Source organism: Paraburkholderia sp. CI2 (assembly GCF_014201055.1).
GTDB lineage: Bacteria > Pseudomonadota > Gammaproteobacteria > Burkholderiales > Burkholderiaceae > Paraburkholderia > Paraburkholderia tuberum.
In genome coordinates this window covers 120,344-143,787 of sequence record NZ_JACHDL010000018.1, presented here as the reverse complement: position 1 = coordinate 143,787, position 23,444 = coordinate 120,344, and the positions used below count along the sequence as shown (strand labels likewise).

The window sequence follows — 23,444 nt, the reverse complement described above, 5'->3', positions numbered from 1 at the left end:
TCAATCATTCTCCGGCGATCGCCTGCCTGGCGCAACCTGGCCATTCGGCAGATGGCGCGGCGGGTTCGGCGTGGGTATCGTGGTCGTTCGGTAGTGATTCGGTAGTGATTCGGTGGCGATTCGCAACGGCATTCCCGACGGCCGCCCGCGGAGCACCGAGGCGCGCGGCGAGCGGCCATCGCGCGCCCCTTCAGCCCGCTTCGTGCGGCGGCCGCGAAGCGAAGCCGTACAGCGCATCGAGCGTCGCGTCGGGTTGCTCGGTCATCAACGCGTGGCCCGCATCGAGCGTGACGGTGTCGACCGGCGTGCCCGCCTGCGCGAGCGCATCGGCAAGCGCTTTCGCCGCGCGCGGCGGCGTCATCGCATCGCGCCGGCCAACGATCAGGCGCGTGGCGCAACGCACCTGCGCCGCACGAGCGTGGCCGTCCGCATAGGTATGGCAGGCGGTGAAGTCGGTGTGGAACAGATGCGGCTCGCCGCTGGCGGACACGTGCTCCATCAGCCGCTGGTTCATGCCGTGCAGCCAGAAACCGGGGCCGGGGCACGAGGGCTTCGCGGCGAGCGTCGAATGCGACCACTGGTTGACCATGCCGATTGCCTCGGGCTCGCGATTGAGCGCAGCGTCGAGCAGCGCGTCGGAGACCGTCATCGGCAGCGCGGTGGCGAGCAGCGCAAGATGCGTTGCGCGCTGCTGATAGCGGCCGGCGAAGTCGAGCGCGATCAGCGAGCCCATGCTGTGACCGGCGACGAACGCACGCGTGACGCCCACGGCGTCGAGCAGCGCAGCGAGCCAGTCGGCCAGCGCGGCGATGCTGGCGAGCGCGGGGCCGGCGCTGCGTCGGTGGCCCGGCAGATCGACCGCGAGCACGCCGAAGCCGTGATGCGCGAAGTAGCGGCTTTGCAGCGCCCACACGCTGTGATCGTGCTCGGCACCGTGGATGAACACGGCGCTTGGCAGACTCGCGTCGAAGGGTTTGCCGCCGGTGTAGGCGTAGGCCGCTTTGCCTTGAACGGTGACGATCATGCGGACTCCGGGCGGGCGGGGGTGCTCGTGGCGGCGGGCGCGGCAGTGGCGGTCTGTTGTGAGGCGCTGCCCGGCGTTGCGGTACGACCGCCGCTCGCCGGTTGCGCGGTTTTTTGCGCGGCCTTCAGCGCGCGCTTGAGATCGTCGATCAGGTCATCCGGATCTTCGAGCCCGATCGACAGACGGATCGTGCCTTCGGTGATACCGGCCGCGGCGAGCGCGGCGGCATCCATGCGGAAGTGCGTCGTCGATGCCGGGTGAATCACCAGCGAGCGCGCGTCGCCGACGTTCGCGAGGTGCGAGAAGAGCGTGAGCGCTTCGATGAAGGCGCGCCCGGCCGCGCGGTCGCCGCGCAGGTTGAAGCTGAACACGGCGCCCGCGCCGCGCGGTAGCAGCCGCCTGGCGAGCGCGTGGTCGGGATGCGTCGGCAACTCGGGATAGGCGACCGATTCGACCGCCGCATGACCGGCGAGAAACTCGACCACGCGCCGTGTGTTGACGACGTGACGCTCCATGCGCAACGGCAGTGTCTCGATGCCTTGCAGCAGCTGCCACGCGGCCTGCGGATGCAGGCACGCGCCGAAGTCGCGCAAGCCTTCCCGACGCGCGCGCAGCAGGAACGGCGCGACGGTGCTTTCCTCGGCGAATACCATGCCGTGGAAACCGTCGTACGGCTCGGTGAATTCGGGAAAGCGGCCGGAAGCCTCGAAGTCGAACGTGCCGCCGTCGACCAGCACCCCGCCGATCGTCGTGCCGTGGCCGCCGAGAAACTTGGTCGCCGAGTGGTAGACGAGGTCGGCGCCGTGCTCGAAGGGGCGCAGCAGGTAGGGCGTCGTGAAGGTCGAGTCGACCAGCAACGGCAGGCGGTGCGCGTGCGCGATCTGTGCGAGTGCGGCGATGTCGAGCACGTCGAGGCCCGGATTGCCGAGCGTTTCGCCGAATAGCAGGCGCGTGTTGGGGCGCAGCGCGGCGCGCCACGCGTCGAGGTCGCCGGGCTTGACGAAGGTCGTCTCGATACCGAAGCGTCGCAGCGTGTAATGCAGCAGATTGTGCGAGCCGCCGTACAGCGCGCTCGACGCGACGATGTGCGAACCCGCGCCCATCAGCGTCGCGATCGCCAGATGCAGCGCGGCCTGGCCGCTCGCGGTGCCGATCGCGCCGGCGCCGTTTTCGAGCGCGGCGACGCGCTCCTCGAACACGGCGACGGTCGGATTCGAGATGCGCGAGTAGACGTGGCCGGCGCGCTCCATGTTGAACAGCGCGGCGGCATGATCCGAGTCGCGGAACGAAAACGACGTGGTCTGGTAGATCGGCGTCGCGCGCGCGCCGGTGGCAGGGTCGGGGGCTGCGCCGGCGTGCAGCGCAAGCGTATCGAAACGGTTGGCGGACATCGTGGGCGGCGGGCCGCGAACGGCCTCGCGAAAGATCGGGGTGGGCGGCCATCCTACCATTGGCGCGCGCCGCTTCAAGCGCGGTTTTCCCGCGGGTTCCTGCGGCTCGTGCCGGGAGCGGGGCATGCTCGCAATCTGGAAGTCAGACGAATTCGAGTCTCCGAAGCCCGCCGCGCCTTGGCCGGCGGGCCGCTTTCCTTTTATGGGCCTTTCCGATAGGATCGAAAAAACATTTCATGCACTGCAAGATTAGCGGTATCAGGAGATAGATCATGCGAGTCAGCGACATTCTTAAAGTCAAGGGCAATACCCTTTTTACGGTCACGCCGGATACCACGCTGCATGACGCCGTCAATACCATGGCCGAGCACGACATCGGCTCGCTCGTCGTGATGGAGTACGGCGACCTCGTCGGCATGCTGACGTTTCGCGAAATCATTCTGACCTTGAGCGAGAACGGCGGCAGCGTCGGCACCTCGACGATCCGCAAGGTGATGGACGACCATCCGCTCACCTGCACGCCCGAAACCGACGTCAACGAAGTGCGCCGCATGATGCTCGAGCATCACGTGCGCTATCTGCCCGTCATGGAAAGCCGCACGCTGATGGGCGTCATCTCGTTTTACGACGTCGCGAAGGCGGTGGTCGAGGAGCAGGGGTTCGAGAACCGCATGCTGAAGGCCTATATCCGCGACTGGCCGGAAGAGCAGGAAGGACAGGACCAGCAGCCGGCGCGTTGATGCGCGTGGCTCGAAGGTCGCGCTCCGGCCGTCGCCGCGAGCGCGAATCCGCCGACAGGGCGCGCGCGCAAGCGGGCGCTTTTTTTGTGTCTGGAGCTGGTGCGGACGGATTGCGGGAGCCGCGTGCGCGAGTCGCGGCGATCCGCTTGCCGGCCGTGCCGCCCGCGTCATCGCCATTTTTCCGCGCCGTTCTCCTGACTTCATGAACGATCGTCCGTTGCCCGCCGCCCGCCGCGCCGCTCGCGCGCACCAAGCGCACGAATCCCAGTTCCGCCTGCTCGGCCAGCGCCGCTTCGCGCCGTTCTTCTGGACACAGTTTCTCGGCGCGATGAACGACAACGTGTTCAAGATCGGCTTCACGTCGCTCGTCACGTATCAGGCGGCGCGGTTTTCGGGCGTCGACCCGAAAACCGCGGCGTTCCTGATCTCCGCGATTTTCATTCTGCCTTTCGTGCTGTTTTCGGCCACTTCCGGCCAGATCGCGGACAAGTACGACAAGGCGTTGCTCACGCGCCTCGTCAAGACTTTCGAGATCGCGGTGATGCTGGTCGGCGGCGCGGGGTTCTGGCTGCACAGCGCGCCGTTGCTGTACCTGTGCACGTTCCTGATGGGCGTGCATTCGACGGTATTCGGACCGGTCAAGTACTCGTATCTGCCGCAGCATCTGTCGCAGGCGGAGCTGGTCGGCGGCAATGGCATGGTCGAGATGGGCACCTTCGTCGCGATCCTGATCGGCACGATCGTCGGCGGCGCGGGCGCGGGGTTCGCCGAGCATGGCGCGGTGGTGCTCGCTTGCGCGTGTATTGCGATCGCGCTGATCGGGCGCGCCGTGTCGGGCTTCGTGCCGGCTACGCCCGCGCCGCAGCCCGGGTTGCGCATCAACTGGAACCCGGTCAGCGAAACGTGGCGCAATCTGAAGCTCGCGCACGAAAACCGCACGGTGTTTCTTGGTCTGCTCGGCATTTCGTGGCTGTGGTTCGTCGGCGCGACGTTCCTCGCGTCGTTCTTCAACTTCGCGAAGGACGTGCTGTCCGCCGATCCCGACGTCGTGACCGTGCTGCTCGCCACGTTTTCGATCGGCATCGGCATCGGCTCGCTGTTGTGCGAACGGCTCTCGAAGCGGCGGATCGAAGTCGGCCTCGTGCCGCTCGGCTCGATCGGCATGAGCGTGTTCGCGATCGATCTTTTTTTCGCGAGCCACGCGCTGCCGCCGGCGGGGCATCTGCTCAGCGTTGGCGAATTTCTCGCGCGGCTAGCGCATTGGCGCGTACTCGCCGATCTGTTCCTGCTCGCGATGTTCGGCGGCTTTTACAGCGTGCCGCTGTATGCGCTGATCCAGAGTCGTAGCCAGCCGAGCCATCGCGCGCGCATCATCGCCGCGAACAACATCCTCAACTCGCTGTTCATGATCGTGTCGGCGCTGATGGCGATGGGCCTGACCGCCGCGGGCTTCAGTATTCCGGCGATCTTCCTCGTCACCGCGCTTCTGAATGTGGTCGTCGCGGGCTACATCTATTCGGTCGTGCCCGAGTTCCTGCTGCGCTTCATCGCGTGGCTGCTCGTGCATACGTTCTACCGGATCCGGCTCGTGCACGCGGAGCGGATGCCGGAGCAGGGCGCGGCGGTGCTCGTGTGCAACCACGTCAGTTTCGTCGATGCGATCGTCATCATGGCCGAAAGCCCGCGGCCAATCCGCTTCGTGATGGACCACCAGATCTTCCGCTCGCCGTTCGTCGGCTGGCTGTTCCGGCACGCGAAGGCGATTCCGATCGCGTCCGCGCATCAGGACGCGGCGCTGCTCGGGCGTGCGTACGACCTGTGCGCGCAGGCGCTCGCGGACGGCGAACTCGTCTGCATCTTTCCCGAAGGGAAGCTGACGCGTACCGGCGAACTGAATCCGTTTCGCCACGGCGTCGCCGAGATCGTCAGGCGGACGCCGGCGCCCGTCATTCCGATGGCGCTGCGCGGGCTGTGGGGCAGCGTGTTTTCGCGCGCGGTGGACGCAACCTGGCCGCGGCCGATCAGCAAAGGTGTGATGAGCCGGCTGAGCCTCGCCGTCGGCGAGCCGATCGACCCGGCGCTCGCGACGCCGGAGACGCTGCAGCGGATCGTGACCGAGCTGCGCGGCGCCTGCAAGTAACCGTGGGCCGGTGCGCGGACGCCGAGATGGCGGCCTCGCCCACCATCACCCGCTTTCGGCCGAGTGCGCTCCGGCCGATCGGCCATCGCCGTCGCCAGGCCCGGCTTCGAGACGAGCGGGCTGGCATAATAGCGTTCTCCCCGTATTTCTTTGGACGACGCTCATGTCCGGCAACACGCTCGGTACGCTTTTCACTGTCACGACCTTCGGCGAATCGCACGGCCCCGCTATCGGCTGCGTGATCGACGGCTGCCCGCCGGGCATGGCGCTCAACGAAGCCGACATCCAGTTCGAACTCGATCGCCGCAAGCCGGGCACGTCGCGCCACGTGACGCAGCGCCAGGAAGAAGACAAGGTCGAGATCCTCTCGGGCGTGTTCGAAGGTCAAACCACCGGCGCGCCAATTGCGCTGCTGATCCGCAATACCGACCAGCGCAGCAAGGACTACGGCAACATCGCGGAAACGTTCCGCCCCGGCCACGCCGACTACACGTACTGGCAAAAGTACGGCATTCGCGACTACCGCGGTGGCGGGCGCTCGTCGGCACGGCTGACGGCGCCGGCGGTCGCGGCGGGCGCGGTCGCGAAGAAGTGGCTGCGCGAGAAGTTCGGCACCGAAATTCGCGGCTATATGGCCGCGCTCGGCGAGATCGACGTGCCGTTCGTCGATTGGGCGCAGGTGCGCGAAAACCCGTTTTTCGTGCCGAATGCGGAGATCGTTCCGCAGCTCGAGGCGTATATGGACGCGCTGCGCAAGGACGGTGATTCGATCGGCGCGCGCATCAACGTGGTTGCCTCCGGTGTGCCGGTCGGCCTCGGCGAGCCGCTGTTCGACCGCCTCGACGCCGACATCGCGCACGCGATGATGGGCATCAACGCGGTGAAGGGCGTCGAGATCGGCGCGGGCTTCGCGAGCGTCGCGCAACGCGGCTCGGTGCATGGCGACGAGCTGACGCCGGAAGGTTTCGTCGGCAATCACGCGGGCGGCGTGCTCGGCGGTATTTCGACGGGGCAGGACATCACGGTGTCGATCGCGATCAAGCCGACGTCGAGCATTCGCACGCCGCGCCGTTCGATCGACAAGGCGGGGAACCCCGCGATCGTCGAGACCTTCGGGCGGCACGACCCGTGCGTCGGCATTCGTGCGACGCCGATCGCCGAGTCGATGCTTGCGCTCGTGCTGATCGATCACGCGCTGCGCCATCGCGCGCAATGCGGCGATGTGGCCGTGAGCACGCCGAAGATCGCGGCGAGCGCGCCGTAACCCTGACGCGGTCCCGCGATTGGCGGCGAACGAGCCGCCATAAAAAAATAGGGAAGGGGACCAACGAAACGCGCAAGAATGCGCGCAGACGAAAGCGCGAGCGCGCTATCGGAATTTGCCTGCGCGAGGCTGCCGGTTATCGCGCAGCGCCGCACAGGCAGGCGGCACATCAATCACATATTCGGATAGTTCGGACCGCCACCGCCTTCCGGCGTGACCCACACGATATTCTGCGTCGGGTCCTTGATATCGCAGGTCTTGCAGTGCACGCAGTTCTGCGCATTGATGACGAGCCGCTCGCTGCCATCGTCGTTCTTCACGAACTCGTACACTGCAGCGGGGCAATAACGCGCCTCCGGTCCCGCGTAGGTCTGCCAGTTCACGTTGACCGGCACGGTCGGATCCTTCAGCGTCAGGTGCGCCGGCTGATTTTCCTCGTGATTCGTGTTCGAGATGAACACCGAGGACAGCCGGTCGAACGTCAGCTTGCCGTCCGGCTTCGGATACGTGATCGGTTTGCACTGCGAAGCCGGCTTCAGCATTTCATGATCGGAATGCTGGTGGTGCAGCGTCCACGGCACGTTGCCGCCGAGCAGCTTCTGCTCGAGACCGACCATCAGCGTGCCAAGGTAGAGACCCTTGCTCATCCACTGCTTGAAGTTACGCGCGCGATACAGCTCGGTGTAGAGCCACGACGTCTTGAACGCTTCCGGGTAGGCGCTCAGTTCGTCCGATTGACGGCCGGCCTGGACGGCGTCGAACGCGGCATCGGCGGCGAGCATGCCGGTCTTGATCGCGGCGTGCGAACCCTTGATGCGCGACGCGTTCAGGAAGCCCGCGTCGTCGCCGACCAGCGCACCGCCCGGGAACACCAGCTTCGGCAACGACATCAGGCCGCCCGCGGTGATCGCGCGCGCGCCGTAGGACACGCGCTTGCCGCCTTCGAGAATCGCGCGGATCGCCGGATGCGTCTTGTAGCGCTGGAATTCCTCGAACGGCGACAGATACGGATTCGAATAGCCGAGGCCGACCACGAAGCCGACCACGACCTGGTTGTTGTCCATGTGGTAGAGGAACGAGCCGCCGTAGGTGTCGTTTTCGAGCGGCCAGCCGGCCGTGTGCATGACCAGACCCGGCTTGTGCTTCGCGGGATCGATCTCCCACAGCTCCTTGATACCGATGCCGTACACCTGCGGATCGACGCCGTCGCGCAGCTTGAACTTCTCGTTCAGTTGGCGGCCGAGGTGGCCGCGCGCGCCTTCGCAGAACAGCGTGTACTTCGCGTGCAGCTCCATGCCGAGCTGGAAGTTTTCGGTCGGTTCGCCGTCCTTGCCGATGCCGAGGTTGCCGGTCGCGACGCCCTTGACCGAGCCGTCGTCGTTGTACAGCACTTCGGCCGCCGGAAAGCCCGGGAATATCTCGACGCCGAGCGCCTCGGCCTGCTGACCCAGCCAGCGCGTCACGTTCGCGAGGCTGATCACGTAGTTGCCGTGGTTCTTGAAATTGTCCGGCAGCGCCCAGGTCGGCACGCTCTTCGCGCCCGTCTCCGACAGGAACAGGAAGCGGTCTTCGGTCACGTCGACCGTCAGCGGCGCGCCCTTTTCCTTCCAGTCCGGGATCAGCTCGGTCAGCGCGCGCGGGTCCATCACCGCGCCCGACAGAATATGGGCCCCGATCTCTGAGCCTTTTTCGAGTACGCACACGCCAATGTCAGCGCCTCGTTCGGCGGCGCGCTGCTTCAGGCGAATGGCCGCCGACAGGCCCGCAGGGCCGCCGCCGACGATGACGACGTCATACTCCATCGACTCGCGCGGACCGTACTGCTCAATGAGACTTGCGGGGGTCATTGATGCTCCTCTTACCGTTAGAATGCTTTTTTCGGGTTCGTATTGTGGGCGATCGATTCCCGCGCCGCAACCCGAAAGCCACAGATTAGCACGACCGTACTATTTCATGATACGGTATAGACCCTTAGTCGGGTCCTACCGAACCCGTCAACCGCAGTTGTCACCACAACCGAACAAGGAAAGACAATGGGCCGTTCGATCAATCTGGAAGGCAAGGTCGCGCTGATTACGGGCGCCTCGAGCGGGCTGGGCAAGCGCTTCGCGCAGGTGCTGTCGCAGGCGGGCGCGAAGGTCGTGCTGGCGAGCCGACGTACCGAGCGGCTCAAGGAACTGCGCGCGGAAATCGAGGCGTCCGGCGGCGCCGCGCACGTCGTGTCGCTCGACGTGACCGACTATCAGAGCATCAAGTCGGCGGTCGCGCATGCGGAGACCGAGGCCGGCACCATCGATATCCTCGTCAACAACTCGGGCGTGTCGACCACGCAGAAGCTGTCCGAGGTCACGCCGGCGGACTTCGAATACGTGTTCGACACGAATACGCGCGGCGCGTTTTTCGTGGCGCAGGAAGTCGCCAAGCGCATGATCATGCGCGGCAACAACGCGCAGAAGCCGTCGTACCGGATCATCAACATCGCGTCGATGGCGGGCTTGCGCGTGCTGCCGCAAATCGGCCTGTATTCGATGAGCAAGGCCGCGGTCGTCCACATGACGAAGGCGATGGCGCTCGAGTGGGGCAAGCACGGCATCAATGTGAACGCGATCTGCCCCGGGTATATCGACACCGAGATCAACCATCACCACTGGTCGACCGATCAGGGCCAGAAACTCGTGGCGATGCTGCCGCGTCATCGGGTCGGCAAGCCGGAGGATCTCGACGGGCTGCTCCTGCTGCTAGCGGCGGATGAATCGCAGTTCATCAACGGCTCGGTGATCGTCGCCGACGACGGCTTCGGACTCGCGTGAGCGGGTCGTCCAAAGTTTCAAAAGTCAGGCAGAAAAAGGAAGAACGGAAGTACAGAATGAGCGATTTTCACGCAGTTTTCGAAATGACGATGCCGATCCGCTGGGGCGACATGGACGCCTTCGGTCACGTCAACAACACGGTTTATTTCCGCTACATGGAGCAGGTGCGGATTTCCTGGTTCGAGCACATGGACTTTGTCGGCCAGCGCGCGCACGGGCAGGGGCCGGTGATCGTCAATGCGTCGATGGAGTTTCTGAAGCAGCTGCACTATCCGGGCGACGTGATCGGCCGGATGTCGGTGGCGACACCGGGGCGCAGCAGCTTCGATACGGCTTTCGAGCTCCTGCGCGCCGATGAGCCGGATACGCTCTATGCGCGAGGCGCCGCACGATGCGTGTGGATCGACTACGCGGCGGGCAAGTCGGTGCCGGTGCCTGACGTACTGCGCGCGGCCATCGAGAGCGCGGCGCTCGTCAAGGCGGCCTGAGCGCGCGGCTTGACAGCGCTGTCGCGCGCTTCAAACGCCCTCTCTCAATCCCCGAGCAGCCGCTGCAACAGCTCGGTCGCATTGCCCGTATCGTATTTGCGCATGAGCCGCGCGCGGTAGACGTCGACCGTGCGCGGGCTGATGTCGAGCACGCGGCCGATCTGCTTGCTGGTCTTGCCCGTCACCAGTTGCGCGGCGATTTCGCGCTCGCGTGGCGTCAGTTCCACCGCGACCCGCCGGGTTGCGCTCAAATCCTCGAAGGTCCAGACACCCGCCGCGTGCGGGTCGGTGCGCTGCTGCGCGCGGCCCGTCACGTGACACCAGAACAGCTCGCCGTTCGCGCGCTTCATGATCCGGTCGTCCGCGTAGCTGCCTTGCGCGGTCATGATCGGCGGAATGCGCGCGCCGATCCGCTCGAACTCATCCGCCGATGGATACAACACCTGGAACGACTGACCGATCAGCGCGTCGCGCGCGTAGCCGAATATCGACGCTAGCTCGTCGTTGCAGTCTTCGATGGTCCGCTCGCGGGACAGCACGAGTCCGATCGGCGCGAGGTGAAACGCAGTGCGGTAATCCAGGGCGGGCATGGGGGGCGGCAAGTACTTATGTATTTTTGCGTATTGTGCCGCATGGCGGGCCCAGCGTACTCTTTCGGGCGGATGACAACGCGGCTCAAGCCGCGGACGACTAGAATGACGTAGCGGTATCGTGAGGCGACGTGAAGTTCACCCGTTGTGATATCAGCCGCAATGATCCGGCGGCCTGCGCACACGTTTCGGGTTTCCATAAAGGAAGGGACATACAGATGAACAAGGTCTATCCAGGCGCCGCCGAGGCGCTGAAGGACATCGTCAAGGACGGGCAGACGTTCGCCGTCGGCGGCTTCGGGTTGTGCGGCATTCCTGAGGCGCTGATCGCTGCGCTGCGCGATTCGAAGGTGCAGGGCATCACCTGCATCAGCAACAACGCGGGCGTCGACGGTTTCGGCCTCGGCCTGCTGCTCGAGACGCGTCAGATCAAGAAAATGATCTCGTCGTACGTCGGCGAAAACAAGGAGTTCGAGCGCCAGTATCTGGCCGGCGAACTCGAGCTCGAATTCACGCCGCAAGGCACGCTCGCCGAGAAGCTGCGCGCGGGCGGCTCGGGCATCCCGGCGTTTTTCACGAACACCGGCTACGGCACGCAGATCGCCGAGGGCAAGGAAACCCGCCAGTTCGGCGAGAACCACTACGTGCTCGAACATTCGCTGACCGCCGATGTCGCGCTCGTCAAGGCGTGGAAGGCCGACAAGGCCGGCAACCTGATCTATCGCCGCACCGCGCGCAATTTCAATCCGATGTGCGCGATGGCGGGCCGCATCACCGTCGCGGAAGTCGAAGAGATCGTCGAAGTGGGCGAGCTCGATCCGGACGCGATCCATACGCCCGGCATCTTCGTGCAGCGCATCGTGCTGAATGCGCATCCGGAAAAACGCATCGAACAACGCGTCGTCCGCGCGAAAGGAGACTGATCATGGCATGGACTCGTGACGAAATGGCCGCGCGCGCGGCGAAGGAACTGCAGGACGGCTTTTACGTGAACCTCGGCATCGGCTTGCCGACGCTGGTCGCGAACCACGTGCCGGCGGGCGTCGAAGTGTGGCTGCAGTCGGAGAACGGTCTGCTCGGTATCGGCCCGTCGCCGACCGAAGACGAAGTCGACGCCGACCTGATCAACGCCGGCAAGCAAACGGTGACGACGCTGCCCGGTTCGTCGATTTTCTCTTCGGCGGATTCGTTCGCGATGATTCGCGGCGGCCACATCAATCTCGCGATTCTCGGTGCGATGCAGATCAGCAGGAAGGGCGATCTCGCGAACTGGATGATCCCGGGCAAGATGATCAAGGGCATGGGCGGCGCGATGGACCTGGTCGCGGGCGTCAAGCGCGTGGTCGTGCTGATGGAGCATGTCGCGAAGGGCGACCAGCACAAGATCCTCGAAGAATGCACGCTACCGCTGACCGGCGTGGGTGTGGTCGACGAGATCATCACCGATCTCGGCGTGATCGAAGTGACCGAAAACGGCTTGAAAGTGACCGAACTCGCGCCGGGTGTGAGCGTCGACGAAATCAAGGCGAAAACCGGCGCGCCGCTCGATGTGAGCGCGGTGAGCTGACGCGGGTTGAAACGCCGCTGCGCGCGTCGGCGCGACCGCGCTGCGGCAACGGTGTGTTCCGGACGGGCGAGACGTGAGTCTCGCCCGTTCTGTTTTTGGCGCACGGCGGCGGATGCGCCGGACGGTTGGATCGACCTTCCTAAGCCTTCTGGCCGATGCTTGCCGCGCGACGAAGCGGTTTACAATCGTTTGCAGCCCAATCCGCAGCGTCTTTGCAAGGACACCAGATGACCGCAACGAATTCCGCTTCCACCACCGGGCGGCCCGCGCCGCGTCAACGTTACGTGCGGTGCGCGAGCGCTGCCGGCCTGCATCGCGTCGCCTATACCGAGTGGGGCGACCCGGACAATCCCCGAGTGTCGCTGTGCGTGCACGGACTCACGCGATCGGGGCGCGATTTCGACCGCCTCGCCGCCAACTTCGCGGACACCTATCGCGTGGTGTGCCCGGACGTGGTTGGCCGGGGCTTGTCGTCGTGGCTCGCGAACCCCAACTTATACGCGGTGCCGCAGTACGTCGCCGACATGGTCACACTGATCGCGCGGCTCGACGTCGACACCGTCGACTGGTTCGGCACCTCGATGGGCGGCCTGATCGGCATGGGGCTCGCCGGCCTGCCGGACACGCCAATCCGCAAGCTGCTGCTGAACGACGTCGGGCCGCATCTGGAGCCGGTCGCGGTCAAGCGCATCGGCGATTACCTTGGCAAGCCCGCACGCTTCGAAACGCTGCAGCAGGGCGTTGACTATGCCGCGCAGCTCGCGCAGAGCTTCGGACCGCTGACTCCGGACGAATGGCGCGAAATCAATACGCCGTTGCTGCGCGAAGAGGACGGCGCATGGGTGCTGCGCTATGACCCGCGCATCGCGCAGCCGTTCGCGGCGGTCACCGAGGAAGCGGCGAAGCTCGGCGAGGCGGCGCTGTGGCATTCGCTCGCGTCGTTCCAGGGGCCGGTGCTGGTGGTGCGCGGCGAGCAGTCGGATTTGCTGTCGCGTGAAACGGTCGCGAAGATGGTGTCGACCGCGCGTGCCGCATCGAGCGTGGAGATCGCCGGCGTCGGGCATGCGCCGGCGTTCCTGGCGGCGGACCAGATCGCGCTCGCGAGGGCGTTCTTCATCGGTTAGGCCGCGAACGCGTCATAATATTGAGTTCCGCATGACGATTTCATCGGCAGTGTCGTGTGGGACGTAGTTCGATTAACCCCTCAGCTCAGGACTTTTCATGGCAGTCATTCGTTATCACGTCGGCAAGCGTCTCTCGGAAATGGCCGTGCACAACGGCACCGTGTACCTCGCGGGTCAGATCGCCGAAGACGACGATCAGGACATCGCCGGCCAGACGCGCGAAGTGCTCGGCCACATCGACCGTCTGCTCGCCGAAGCGAACAGCGACAAGTCGCTGTTGCTGTCGGTGCAGATCTATCTCTCGGACATGGCGCATTTCGCCGGCATGAACGCCGTGTGGGACGAGTGGGTCGCGCAGGGCGACACGCCGCCGCGCGCGACCGTCGAGGCAAAGCTTGCGAATCCGAAGTGCCTCGTCGAAATCGTCGTGATCGCGGCGCAGCGCAACTGAGTCGCGTCCGTCCGGCAGCACCGTGGTTGATTTTCCGTTGAATCGTCTGGCCCGGCGGGCCGTCGCACCATGAACACCGATACCGCTCCGAGCGCGCCTCATCCCCATCGTTCCTTCGACGAAGCGATGGCGTTCGTGCGCGAACATGCGGGCGAGGCGCGGCTGTCGTCGGGCGAATTGCTCGCGGATCACGCGGCGGGCACCGCGTCGATCATGCGCAAGCTCAACGTCGATCCGCCGGCGGTGCTGGCCGCTGCGCTGTTTGCGCTGACACCGCATCTGCGCGATCCGGAGCGCGTGATCGCCGACGACTTCGGCGAAGAAGTCGCCCAACTGGTCGGCGACGTACGCAAGCTGCTGCGGCTCGGCACGGTCAGTTTGCGCGCGGCGCAAAACGCGATGCCCGAGGCCGGGCGTGACGCGCAGGCTGCGCGCCGCGTGCAGGTCGAGGCGCTGCGCAAAATGCTGCTCGCGTTCGCGCAGGACATTCGCGTCGTGCTGATCCGCCTCGCGTCGCGGCTGCAAACGCTGCGTTACTACGCGGCCGCGAAGCTCACGCCGTCGCCCGACGTCGCACGCGAAACGCTCGATATCTACGCGCCGCTCGCGAACCGCCTCGGTATCTGGCAATTGAAGTGGGAGCTCGAGGACCTCGCGTTCCGTTTCGAGGAGCCGGACACCTACAAGCGCATCGCGAAACTGCTCGACGAGAAGCGCGTCGAGCGCGAGAGCTATGTCGCGCAGGCGATCGAACGCCTGCAGCAGGAGCTGGCCGCCGCGCATATCCGCGCGGAAGTGAGCGGTCGGCCGAAGCATATCTACAGCATCTGGCGCAAGATGCGCGGCAAGGAGCTGGACTTCGCCGAGTTGTACGACGTGCGCGCGTTTCGCGTGATCGTGCCGGACATCAAGGACTGCTACACCGTGCTCGGCATCGTGCACAACCTGTGGCAGCCGGTGCCGAAGGAGTTCGACGATTACATCTCCCGGCCGAAGCCGAACGGCTACAAGTCGCTGCACACCGTCGTGATCGGCGACGACGGCCGCGCGTTCGAAGTGCAGATCCGCACGCAGGAAATGCATCGCTTCGCCGAATACGGCGTGGCCGCGCACTGGCGCTACAAGGAAGCGGGTGCGCGCGGCTATGGCGGCACGTTCACCGCGAGCGAGAAATACGACGAGAAGATCGCCTGGCTGCGACAGCTGCTCGCGTGGAAGGACGAAGTCTCCGAGGGCGAGCATGGCGAAGCGGGCTCGGCACAGCCGTGGGAGCAGTTGCGCCAGGCCACGCTCGACGACGATCACATCTACGTGCTGACGCCGCAGGCGCGCGTGATTCCGTTGCCGCACGGCGCGACGCCGATCGACTTCGCGTTTCACCTGCACAGCGAGCTTGGGCATCGTTGCCGCGGCGCGCGCGTCGACGGCGCGATGGTGCCGCTCAACACGCCGCTGCAGAACGGCCAGACGGTCGAGATCGTGGCGGTGAAGGAGGGCGGTCCGTCGCGCGACTGGCTTAATCCGCAACTTGGCTATCTGCAAAGCCCGCGCGCGCGGCAGAAGGTGCGCGCATGGTTCAACGCGGTGGAGTTACAGGAGCACATCGCGAACGGTCGCGCGATGGTTGAAAAAACCCTGCAGCGCGAAGGCAAGACCTCGGTCAATCTCGATCAACTGGCCGCGCGGCTCGGTTTCAAGACCACCGACGACCTGTTCTCCGTGGTCGGCAAGGAGGAGTTCAGTCTGAGGCTCGTCGAGCAGGCGTTGCAGGATGCGCCGCCGCCCGAGCCCGAGGTCGATGCGCCGGAGAAGTTCGAGAAACGCAGCAGCGGCGCGAGCGTCGCGCGCGGCGCATCCACGGGGGTGCTGGTGGTCGGCGTCGATGCGTTGCTCACCCAGCTCGCGCGCTGCTGCCGGCCGGCGCCGCCCGACGACATCTGCGGATTCGTTACGCGAGGCAAGGGCATGTCGGTTCATCGCAGCGATTGCGCGACGTTCCGCCGGATGGCGGAGCGCGCGCCGGAGCGCGTGCTTCAGACGGCGTGGTCGGCGGACGTGATGAGCGGCCGCGGCCATTCCGTCTACCCGGTCGACCTCAGCATCGAGGCGACGGACCGGCAAGGTCTGCTGCGCGATATCTCCGAAGTATTCGCGCGGGAAAAGATGAACGTGATCGGCGTAAAGACGCAATCGCGCCGCAATGCCGCGTTCATGCAATTTACCGTCGAGGTGTCGAGCTCCGCGCAGATTCAGCGCGCGTGCACGCTGCTGGGCGAGATCACGGGTGTCGTGCGCGCGACGCGCAAGAACTGAGGCGCGGGCGGTTGGAAAAAGCCCCGCTAGTGGCGCGACGGATTAAAGTCGCCGCATAAAAGTACTTGCCAAGCTGCGCTATACCCCATATAATCTCGTTTCTTCAGGCTCGTAGCTCAGCTGGTTAGAGCACCACCTTGACATGGTGGGGGTCGTTGGTTCGAGTCCAATCGAGCCTACCAACGAAAATGAAATTCCGGCCTCGCTGGGGTTTCGCAAACTGCAGTAAGCGCTTTGAGCGCAAAAAGGCGAATACGGTTATGACACCGCGAACGTTGACCGAAACCACTTCGGAACGACGCTAGTCGAGGACCACTTTCGCCAGTGAAGTTTGCATAAAATGTGAATGCGGCCCCTCGAAAGCGGGGCCGCATTTTTTTTATCTTTTTGACCCTGGTTGTATGTGCCGCCGCCGGTCGGCACCACGGAGAACGCAATGGTTTCGATACGTTTGCCTGACGGTTCTGTTCGACAGTACGAGCATCCGGTGACCGTCGCCGAAGTGGCCGCCTCGATCGGCCCCGGTCTCGCGAAAGCCGCGCTCGGCGGCAAGATCGACGGGGAGCTGGTCGATACGTCCATGCTGATCGATCACGACGTGGCGCTCGCCATCGTCACGGAGAAAGACGCAGACGGTCTCGATATCATCCGCCACTCGACGGCGCACCTGCTCGCGTACGCGGTGAAGGATCTGTACCCGGAAGCGCAGGTCACGATCGGCCCGGTCATCGACAACGGTTTCTATTACGACTTCTCCTATAACCGTCCTTTCACGCCGGAAGATCTCGAAAAGATCGAAAAGCGCATGCAGGAACTCTCGAAGAGGGACGAGCCGGTGTCGCGTCGCGTGGTGTCCCGCGACGAAGCGGTCGAGTACTTCAAGAGCATCGGTGAAAAGTACAAGGCCGAGATCATCGAATCGATCCCCGCTAGCGACGAAATCAAACTGTACTCGCATGGCGCCTTCACGGACCTGTGCCGCGGCCCCCACGTGCCGTCCACCGGCAAGCTGAAGGTCTTCAAGCTGATGAAAGTCGCGGGCGCGTACTGGCGTGGCGACTCGAAGAACGAGCAACTGCAGCGCATTTACGGCACGGCCTGGACGAAGAAGGAAGACCAGGAAGCGTATCTCCACATGCTCGAAGAAGCCGAGAAGCGCGACCATCGCAAGCTTGGTAAGCAGCTCGACCTGTTCCACATGCAGGACGAGTCGCCGGGCATGGTGTTCTGGCATCCGCGCGGCTGGACGCTGTGGCAGCAAGTCGAGCAGTACATGCGCCGTCGCGTGAACGACGCCGGCTACCTGGAAATCAAGACGCCATTGATCATGGACCGCTCGCTGTGGGAAGCGTCGGGCCACTGGCAGAACTATCGTGAAAACATGTTCACGACGGAATCGGAAAAGCGCGACTACGCGATCAAGCCGATGAACTGCCCCGGTCACGTGCAGGTGTTCAATCACGGTCTGCGCTCGTATCGCGATCTGCCGCTGCGTTACGCGGAGTTCGGTTCGTGCCATCGCAACGAATCGTCGGGCGCGCTGCATGGACTGATGCGTGTGCGCGGCTTCGTGCAGGACGACGCGCATATTTTCTGTACCGAAGATCAGTTCATCAGCGAATCGATCGCGTTCAACACGCTGGCAATGAGCGTCTACCGCGACTTCGGCTTTGATAACGTCGAGATCAAGCTGTCACTGCGCCCGGATGCGCGCGCCGGCACCGACGAAACTTGGGATCGCGCGGAGCAGGGACTGCGCGAGGCGCTGACGGCCTGCGGCGTCACGTGGGAAGAGTTGCCCGGCGAGGGTGCATTCTACGGCCCGAAGGTCGAGTATCACATCAAGGACGCGCTCGGCCGCTCGTGGCAGTGCGGTACGCTGCAGCTCGACATGGTGTTGCCGGAGCGGCTGGGTGCCGAATACGTTGCCGAAGACAACAGTCGCCGTCGCCCGATCATGCTGCACCGGGCGATCGTCGGATCGATGGAGCGTTTCCTCGGGATTCTGATCGAGCACCATGCTGGTGCAATGCCAGCTTGGCTCGCGCCGATGCAGGTCGTTGTGATGAATATTGCGGAAAGTCAGGCCGAATACGCGCAGGCGCTAGCCCAATCGTTGCAAAAACAAGGGGTTAGAGTCGAGGCCGATTTGCGCAACGAGAAGATTAGCTATAAAATACGCGAGCACACGCTGGAAAAGGTCCCCTACCTGTTGGTGGTCGGCGACAAGGAGCGTGAAGCGCAAACGGTAGCCGTGCGTGCCCGTGGTGGTGTCGATATGGGTGTAATGCCTGTTGACGCCTTCATTGAGCGTCTGCGCCAGGACGTGCAGTCGTTCAACTGAGCCACTTGGTACCCGGCTCGTTTTTTTTAATTTTTAGAGGAAACGTAACATCGCTACTGATAAGTCTGCGCACCGCATCAACGGTGAAATTACAGCACCCGAGGTGCGACTGGTCGGCGTCGAGAACGAACCGCTCGGCATCGTGAAACTCGCTGATGCGTTCCGCATGTCGGAACAGCAGGACGTAGATCTGGTCGAAATCGCTCCGCAAGCGGTTCCGCCAGTTTGCCGCTTGATGGACTACGGCAAGTTCAAGTACCAGGAAGCGAAGAAGCAACACGAGGCCAAGCTCAAGCAGAAGGTCATCCAGGTCAAGGAAGTCAAATTCCGCCCAGGTACCGACGACGGTGATTACAACGTCAAGCTGCGCAACCTCGTCCGCTTCCTCGAAGACGGCGACAAGACGAAAATCACGTTGCGTTTCCGTGGGCGCGAAATGGCTCACCAGGAAATCGGCATGCGCATGCTCGAACGCCTGCGCACCGACCTCGACGAAGTCGGTCAGGTCGAGCAGATGCCGAAAATGGAAGGGCGCCAGATGATCATGGTGCTCGCTCCGAAGAAAAAGAAGTAAGCGCGAAGCAGTTGGCCGGAGCGACGGCGTGCCATGTGGCGCGCGCTCCGGCGGCGCAAGGTTGTTTGATGCTGTGCTGGGTGTCCGGCTTGGTGTCGGAAGGTTTCGGAACGTCGCGCATGCAAGTGCGCAGTGGTTCCCGAAAAGCGGCCGCTGGCGGTATCGGCGGTCTGCATACCAAGTGGAATGGGTTTCGAAGGGCGGGAAATGGCCATCTGGCCGACCGCACACCCATGTCCATCTAATAATGGAGTTGTCATGCCGAAGATGAAGACCAAGAAGAGCGCTGCAAAGCGCTTCGTGGTGCGTCCGGGCGGTACCGTCAAGCGCGGTCAGGCCTTCAAGCGTCACATTCTTACCAAGAAGACCACCAAGAACAAACGCCATCTGCGCGGCTCCACGGCAGTTCATGATTCCGATCTGAACTCCGTTCGCGCAATGCTGCCGTTCGCTTAACCCTTAACCGACACTCATAGGAGCGAAACATGCCTCGAGTAAAACGTGGGGTTACCGCACGGGCCCGTCACAAGAAGATCATCAAGCTGGCCAAGGGTTACCGCGGCCGTCGCAATAACGTCTATCGCATCGCCAAGCAGGCGGTCATGCGCGCAGGCCAATACGCCTACCGCGACCGCCGCAACAAGAAGCGTGTGTTCCGCGCACTGTGGATCACGCGTATCAACGCGGCGGTGCGTCAGCACGACATGACGTACAGCGTGTTCATCAACGGCCTGAAGAAGGCGTCGATCGAACTGGACCGTAAGGTGCTGGCCGACATGGCTGTGTTCGACAAGGCTGCTTTTGCTGCGATCGTTCAGCAGGTGAAAGCCGCCGTTGCAGCCTGATTGCGCTTCTGGCAATTAAAACTGCGTGGTTCGTTGCAGCGAACATCCGGTAGTCTCGGTGACGCTGCAACAAAAACGGGGCTCCTCACCGAGCCCCGTTTTTGTTGGTAGAACCAGTTTTGTTTCGATAGAACACTGACGTTGAAATGATGGGATCAATGGATCTGGACCAGATTGTCGCCGACGCGCAAAAAGCCTTCGCAGAAGCCCCCGACGTCACCACCCTCGAGAACGAGAAAGCGCGCTTTCTCGGTAAGGCGGGTGCGCTGACCGAGCTGTTGAAGGGCCTTGGCAAACTCGATCCCGAAACGCGCAAGACCGAAGGCGCACGGATCAACCTCGTCAAGCAACAGGTCGAGGCCGCGCTGACGGCACGTCGTCAGGCGCTCGCCGACGCACTTCTGAACCAGCGTCTCGCTGCTGAAGCGATCGACGTCACGCTGCCGGGCCGCGGCGCCAATGCGGGTAGCCTGCACCCGGTGATGCGCACTTGGGAGCGCGTCGAACAGATTTTCCGTACGATCGGATTCGACGTGGCCGACGGCCCCGAGATCGAAACCGACTGGTACAACTTCACCTCGCTGAACAGCCCGGAAAACCATCCGGCGCGTTCGATGCAGGACACCTTCTACGTCGACGGCAAGGATGCCGACGGCCGCCCGCTGCTGCTGCGCACGCATACGAGCCCGATGCAGGTGCGCTACGCGCGCACCAACACGCCGCCGATCAAGGTGATCGTGCCGGGCCGCACGTATCGCGTGGATAGCGACGCGACGCATTCGCCGATGTTCAACCAGGTCGAAGGCCTGTGGATTGACGAGAACATCAGCTTCGCGGACCTGAAGGGAGTCTATACCGACTTCCTGAAGAAATTCTTCGAGCGCGACGACATTCTCGTGCGCTTCCGTCCGTCGTATTTCCCGTTCACCGAACCGTCGGCCGAGATCGACATGCAGTTCGAAACGGGCAAGAACGCGGGCAAGTGGCTCGAAATTTCGGGCTCCGGCCAGGTGCATCCGACTGTGATCCGCAACATGGGTCTCGACCCGGAGCGCTACATCGGCTTCGCTTTCGGCAGTGGCCTCGAGCGTCTCACGATGCTGCGTTACGGCGTGCAGGACCTGCGCCTGTTTTTCGAAAACGACCTGCGTTTCCTGCGTCAATTCGCGTGACCCGGCGCGCGCGAGCGCGACGAAACATAAATCGCGGCAGCGCACCTGGTGCGCGCCGCGAGCGTCCCCGGCAGAGCTCGCTGAACCGGCGCAAGATCACCGGGCTTTACGAAGCATCTGCCGGACGTGGACCTAACCTGATCACAACGTACACAGAACCATGCAATTTCCGGAATCCTGGCTCAGAACTTTTGTCGATCCGCAACTGACCACCGACGAGCTGTCGCACGCGTTGACGATGGCGGGTCTCGAAGTCGAAGACCTGCGGACGGCCGCGCCGCCGACCTCGAAGATCGTCGTCGGCCAGGTGCTGGAAGTCGTCAAGCACCCGGATGCGGACAAGCTCAACGTGTGTCAGGTCGACGCTGGCACCGGTGCGACGCTCAACATCGTGTGCGGCGCGCCGAATGTTGCGCCCGGCATCAAGGTGCCGGTCGCGCTGGTCGGCGCGCAACTGCCGCCGGCCGAAGAGGGCGGCGCACCGTTCGCGATCAAGCTGTCGAAGCTGCGCGGCGTGGAAAGCCAGGGCATGCTGTGCTCGGCGCGCGAGCTGAAGCTCTCCGAAGATCACAGCGGTCTGATGATCCTGCCGGAAGACACGCCGATCGGCCAGGACATCCGCGACACGCTCAATCTCGACGACACCGTTTTTGAAATCAAGCTGACGCCGAACAAGGCCGACTGTCTGTCGGTATTCGGCGTCGCGCGAGAAACGTCGGCGATTACCGGAGCGCCGCTGCGTCCGCTCGAAATCAAGCCGGCTCCGGTCGCGCTCAACGAAACGCTGCCCGTGAAAATCTCCGCGCCCGATCTGTGCGGCCGTTTCTCGGGCCGCGTGATCCGCGGCGTCAATGCGCGCGCGAAGTCGCCGCAATGGATGGTCGAGCGTCTCGAGCGCTCCGGCCAGCGCAGCATTTCCGCGCTCGTCGACATCTCGAACTATGTGATGCTCGAGCTGGGGCGTCCGTCGCACGTGTTCGATCTCGACAAGATCCACGGCGGCATGGACGTACGCTGGGGCCGCAAGGGCGAAACGCTGAAGCTGCTGAACGGGAACACGGTCGAGCTCGACGAAACGGTCGGTGTGATCGCCGACGAGCAGCATATCGAAAGCCTCGCGGGCATCATGGGCGGCGACAGCACCGCGGTCACGCTCGACACCACCAACATCTATCTCGAGGCCGCGTTCTGGTGGCCCGACAGCATTCGTGGTCGCTCGCGCAAGTACAACTTTTCGACCGATGCAGGCCATCGCTTCGAGCGCGGCGTCGACTACGCGACGACCGTCGATCATATCGAGCGCATCACGCAGCTGATCCTCGACATCTGCGGCGGCGAAGCGGGTCCGGTCGACGATCAGATCGTCAACGTGCCGAAGCGCGCGCCCGTGAAGATGCGCGTTTCGCGCGCGAACCGCATCATCGGCGTCGCGATCGGTGTCGATGAAATCGCGCAGATCTTCACGCGCCTCGGCCTCTCGTTCGAGCGTGACGGCGATACGTTCTCGGTGATGCCGCCGTCGTACCGCTTCGATATCGAAATCGAAGAGGACCTGATCGAAGAGGTCGCGCGTATCCACGGCTTCGAAAAGATTCCGGCGCGCCCGCCGGTCGCGACCAGCGAAATGCGCGCGACCAACGAGACGCAACGCTCCATCCACGCGATCCGTCATGCGCTCGCCGCGCGCGACTACGCGGAAACGGTGAACTTCAGCTTCGTCGACGTCGAGTGGGAGCGGGACTTCGCAGGCAACAGCAACCCCGTGCGTCTGATCAACCCGATCGCGAGCCAGCTGTCGGTGATGCGCACGACGTTGTTCGGCAGCCTGATTCATGTGTTGCGCACGAATCTGAACCGTCGCGCGGCGGACCGCGTGCGCGTGTTTGAAGCAGGTCGTGTATTCCTGCACGATCCGTCGATCAAGGCCGGCGAGCTGACCGTCGAAGGTTTCGCGCAGCCGAAGATGATCGGCGCGCTCGCCTATGGGCCCGCGCTCGACGAGCAGTGGGGCGCACCGACGCGTGCCGTCGACTTCTTCGACGTGAAGGGCGACCTCGAAGCGCTGGTCGCACCGGCGGTCGCGCGGTTCGTACAGGCCGAGCATCCGGCGCTGCATCCGGGACGCAGCGCGCGGATCGAATTGAATGGTCGCGCAGTGGGCTGGATTGGCGAATTGCATCCGCGCTGGATGCAAAAATATGATTTGCCGCATGCGCCGATTCTGTTTGAAATCGAAGCGGAAGCATTAATGCAACGGGTATTGCCGATTCCGTCGGAAGTTTCAAAATTCCCGCCGGTACGACGTGATATCGCAGTGGTCGTCGATCAGAAAATCGAGGTTCAGGCGCTGCTCGACGAGCTTCAGAAGGCCCAGTCCGAACCGGCCTGCAAGGCTGTCCAGAAGGTTGCACTTTTCGACGAATTTCGTCCAAAATCAAACACTTCCGGTGGTCTGGCCGCGCACGAGAAAAGCCTTGCGTTCCGGGTGACCTTGCAAGATACTGGCGGAACCCTTCAGGATGAAACGGTCGATCTGGCTATTCAAACTCTGGTGGAACGTCTAGCTCGAGTATATGGCGCACGGTTGCGCGGATAACCCGCATTTAA

At 63.8% G+C, this 23,444-nt stretch carries 20 protein-coding genes and 1 tRNA gene; 17 read left to right on the top strand and 4 right to left on the bottom strand.

Features of this window, described 5'->3' with window-relative positions:
- Positions 1 to 190: 190 nt before the first annotated feature.
- Complete coding sequence (locus HDG32_RS23680; protein WP_184071123.1) at positions 191 to 1,024, bottom strand: alpha/beta fold hydrolase; 834 nt, start codon at positions 1,022 to 1,024, stop codon at positions 191 to 193.
- On the bottom strand, positions 1,021 to 2,415 hold the full coding sequence (locus HDG32_RS23675; protein WP_184071121.1) for an O-acetylhomoserine aminocarboxypropyltransferase: 1,395 nt from the start codon (positions 2,413 to 2,415) through the stop codon (positions 1,021 to 1,023). The genes HDG32_RS23680 and HDG32_RS23675 overlap by 4 nt, the downstream gene beginning before the upstream one ends.
- Positions 2,416 to 2,687: 272 nt before the next feature.
- Between HDG32_RS23675 and HDG32_RS23670 the strand changes: the two genes are divergently transcribed.
- The 3 genes from HDG32_RS23670 (at position 2,688) to aroC (ending at position 6,559) form a co-directional block, all read left to right on the top strand.
- Entirely contained in the window at positions 2,688 to 3,155 is a 468-nt protein-coding gene (locus HDG32_RS23670; RefSeq protein WP_018421164.1) for a CBS domain-containing protein, read from the top strand.
- Positions 3,156 to 3,357: 202 nt separating this feature from the next.
- A complete protein-coding gene (locus tag HDG32_RS23665; protein WP_184071119.1) occupies positions 3,358 to 5,295 on the top strand; it encodes an MFS transporter in 1,938 nt (645 codons plus the stop codon).
- A gap of 163 nt (positions 5,296 to 5,458) precedes the next feature.
- Complete coding sequence (gene aroC / locus HDG32_RS23660; protein WP_184063673.1) at positions 5,459 to 6,559, top strand: chorismate synthase; 1,101 nt, start codon at positions 5,459 to 5,461, stop codon at positions 6,557 to 6,559.
- A 173-nt stretch (positions 6,560 to 6,732) separates the two neighbouring features.
- On the opposite strand, the gene HDG32_RS23655 is transcribed toward aroC, so the two are convergent.
- Positions 6,733 to 8,406, bottom strand: a complete 1,674-nt coding sequence (locus HDG32_RS23655) for an electron transfer flavoprotein-ubiquinone oxidoreductase (protein WP_184071116.1) — start codon at positions 8,404 to 8,406, stop codon at positions 6,733 to 6,735.
- Positions 8,407 to 8,592: 186 nt separating this feature from the next.
- Between HDG32_RS23655 and HDG32_RS23650 the strand changes: the two genes are divergently transcribed.
- Both HDG32_RS23650 and HDG32_RS23645 read left to right on the top strand, forming a co-directional pair.
- Positions 8,593 to 9,369 carry an SDR family oxidoreductase gene (locus HDG32_RS23650; protein WP_018421159.1) on the top strand — a complete coding sequence of 259 codons (777 nt, stop codon included), beginning with the start codon at positions 8,593 to 8,595 and terminating at the stop codon, positions 9,367 to 9,369.
- Positions 9,370 to 9,425: 56 nt separating this feature from the next.
- Complete coding sequence (locus HDG32_RS23645; protein WP_090800991.1) at positions 9,426 to 9,857, top strand: thioesterase family protein; 432 nt, start codon at positions 9,426 to 9,428, stop codon at positions 9,855 to 9,857.
- Between the two features lie 44 nt (positions 9,858 to 9,901).
- On the opposite strand, the gene HDG32_RS23640 is transcribed toward HDG32_RS23645, so the two are convergent.
- A complete protein-coding gene (locus HDG32_RS23640; RefSeq protein ID WP_018421157.1) occupies positions 9,902 to 10,447 on the bottom strand; it encodes a LuxR C-terminal-related transcriptional regulator in 546 nt (181 codons plus the stop codon).
- Positions 10,448 to 10,665: 218 nt separating this feature from the next.
- Here HDG32_RS23640 and HDG32_RS23635 point away from each other — a divergent pair, with 218 nt between their 5' ends.
- The 12 genes from HDG32_RS23635 (at position 10,666) to pheT (ending at position 23,433) form a co-directional block, all read left to right on the top strand.
- Positions 10,666 to 11,370, top strand: a complete 705-nt coding sequence (locus HDG32_RS23635; RefSeq protein ID WP_090800989.1) for a CoA transferase subunit A — start codon at positions 10,666 to 10,668, stop codon at positions 11,368 to 11,370.
- A gap of 2 nt (positions 11,371 to 11,372) precedes the next feature.
- Entirely contained in the window at positions 11,373 to 12,014 is a 642-nt protein-coding gene (locus HDG32_RS23630) for a CoA transferase subunit B (RefSeq protein WP_184021841.1), read from the top strand.
- A gap of 227 nt (positions 12,015 to 12,241) precedes the next feature.
- A complete protein-coding gene (locus tag HDG32_RS23625; RefSeq protein WP_184071114.1) occupies positions 12,242 to 13,138 on the top strand; it encodes an alpha/beta fold hydrolase in 897 nt (298 codons plus the stop codon).
- 97 nt (positions 13,139 to 13,235) lie between these two features.
- On the top strand, positions 13,236 to 13,589 hold the full coding sequence (locus tag HDG32_RS23620; protein WP_184071112.1) for a RidA family protein: 354 nt from the start codon (positions 13,236 to 13,238) through the stop codon (positions 13,587 to 13,589).
- Positions 13,590 to 13,658: 69 nt separating this feature from the next.
- Positions 13,659 to 15,902, top strand: a complete 2,244-nt coding sequence (locus tag HDG32_RS23615; RefSeq protein ID WP_184071110.1) for a bifunctional (p)ppGpp synthetase/guanosine-3',5'-bis(diphosphate) 3'-pyrophosphohydrolase — start codon at positions 13,659 to 13,661, stop codon at positions 15,900 to 15,902.
- 105 nt (positions 15,903 to 16,007) lie between these two features.
- Positions 16,008 to 16,084: transfer RNA gene (locus HDG32_RS23610), tRNA-Val, on the top strand.
- A gap of 254 nt (positions 16,085 to 16,338) precedes the next feature.
- Positions 16,339 to 18,246: a threonine--tRNA ligase gene (thrS, locus tag HDG32_RS23605; protein ID WP_184071108.1), complete on the top strand. Its 1,908-nt coding sequence runs from the start codon at positions 16,339 to 16,341 to the stop codon at positions 18,244 to 18,246.
- A gap of 49 nt (positions 18,247 to 18,295) precedes the next feature.
- A complete protein-coding gene (gene infC, locus HDG32_RS23600) occupies positions 18,296 to 18,820 on the top strand; it encodes a translation initiation factor IF-3 (RefSeq protein ID WP_075643713.1) in 525 nt (174 codons plus the stop codon).
- Between the two features lie 258 nt (positions 18,821 to 19,078).
- On the top strand, positions 19,079 to 19,276 hold the full coding sequence (rpmI, locus tag HDG32_RS23595) for a 50S ribosomal protein L35 (protein ID WP_006052501.1): 198 nt from the start codon (positions 19,079 to 19,081) through the stop codon (positions 19,274 to 19,276).
- A gap of 29 nt (positions 19,277 to 19,305) precedes the next feature.
- A complete protein-coding gene (gene rplT / locus HDG32_RS23590) occupies positions 19,306 to 19,665 on the top strand; it encodes a 50S ribosomal protein L20 (protein ID WP_006052502.1) in 360 nt (119 codons plus the stop codon).
- Positions 19,666 to 19,823: 158 nt separating this feature from the next.
- On the top strand, positions 19,824 to 20,837 hold the full coding sequence (pheS, locus tag HDG32_RS23585; RefSeq protein WP_008918800.1) for a phenylalanine--tRNA ligase subunit alpha: 1,014 nt from the start codon (positions 19,824 to 19,826) through the stop codon (positions 20,835 to 20,837).
- A 160-nt stretch (positions 20,838 to 20,997) separates the two neighbouring features.
- On the top strand, positions 20,998 to 23,433 hold the full coding sequence (gene pheT, locus HDG32_RS23580) for a phenylalanine--tRNA ligase subunit beta (protein WP_184071106.1): 2,436 nt from the start codon (positions 20,998 to 21,000) through the stop codon (positions 23,431 to 23,433).
- Positions 23,434 to 23,444: the final 11 nt, after the last annotated feature.

Bases quoted from the DNA above. Each gene is read 5' to 3' on its own strand.
- HDG32_RS23680 (WP_184071123.1), bottom strand. From the start codon at position 1,024: ATGATCGTCACCGTTCAAGGCAAAGCGGCCTACGCCTACACCGGCGGC.
- HDG32_RS23675 (WP_184071121.1), bottom strand. From the start codon at position 2,415: ATGTCCGCCAACCGTTTCGATACGCTTGCGCTGCACGCCGGCGCAGCC.
- HDG32_RS23670 (WP_018421164.1), top strand. From the start codon at position 2,688: ATGCGAGTCAGCGACATTCTTAAAGTCAAGGGCAATACCCTTTTTACG.
- HDG32_RS23665 (WP_184071119.1), top strand. From the start codon at position 3,358: ATGAACGATCGTCCGTTGCCCGCCGCCCGCCGCGCCGCTCGCGCGCAC.
- aroC (WP_184063673.1), top strand. From the start codon at position 5,459: ATGTCCGGCAACACGCTCGGTACGCTTTTCACTGTCACGACCTTCGGC.
- HDG32_RS23655 (WP_184071116.1), bottom strand. From the start codon at position 8,406: ATGACCCCCGCAAGTCTCATTGAGCAGTACGGTCCGCGCGAGTCGATG.
- HDG32_RS23650 (WP_018421159.1), top strand. From the start codon at position 8,593: ATGGGCCGTTCGATCAATCTGGAAGGCAAGGTCGCGCTGATTACGGGC.
- HDG32_RS23645 (WP_090800991.1), top strand. From the start codon at position 9,426: ATGAGCGATTTTCACGCAGTTTTCGAAATGACGATGCCGATCCGCTGG.
- HDG32_RS23640 (WP_018421157.1), bottom strand. From the start codon at position 10,447: ATGCCCGCCCTGGATTACCGCACTGCGTTTCACCTCGCGCCGATCGGA.
- HDG32_RS23635 (WP_090800989.1), top strand. From the start codon at position 10,666: ATGAACAAGGTCTATCCAGGCGCCGCCGAGGCGCTGAAGGACATCGTC.
- HDG32_RS23630 (WP_184021841.1), top strand. From the start codon at position 11,373: ATGGCATGGACTCGTGACGAAATGGCCGCGCGCGCGGCGAAGGAACTG.
- HDG32_RS23625 (WP_184071114.1), top strand. From the start codon at position 12,242: ATGACCGCAACGAATTCCGCTTCCACCACCGGGCGGCCCGCGCCGCGT.
- HDG32_RS23620 (WP_184071112.1), top strand. From the start codon at position 13,236: ATGGCAGTCATTCGTTATCACGTCGGCAAGCGTCTCTCGGAAATGGCC.
- HDG32_RS23615 (WP_184071110.1), top strand. From the start codon at position 13,659: ATGAACACCGATACCGCTCCGAGCGCGCCTCATCCCCATCGTTCCTTC.
- thrS (WP_184071108.1), top strand. From the start codon at position 16,339: ATGGTTTCGATACGTTTGCCTGACGGTTCTGTTCGACAGTACGAGCAT.
- rpmI (WP_006052501.1), top strand. From the start codon at position 19,079: ATGCCGAAGATGAAGACCAAGAAGAGCGCTGCAAAGCGCTTCGTGGTG.
- rplT (WP_006052502.1), top strand. From the start codon at position 19,306: ATGCCTCGAGTAAAACGTGGGGTTACCGCACGGGCCCGTCACAAGAAG.
- pheS (WP_008918800.1), top strand. From the start codon at position 19,824: ATGGATCTGGACCAGATTGTCGCCGACGCGCAAAAAGCCTTCGCAGAA.
- pheT (WP_184071106.1), top strand. From the start codon at position 20,998: ATGCAATTTCCGGAATCCTGGCTCAGAACTTTTGTCGATCCGCAACTG.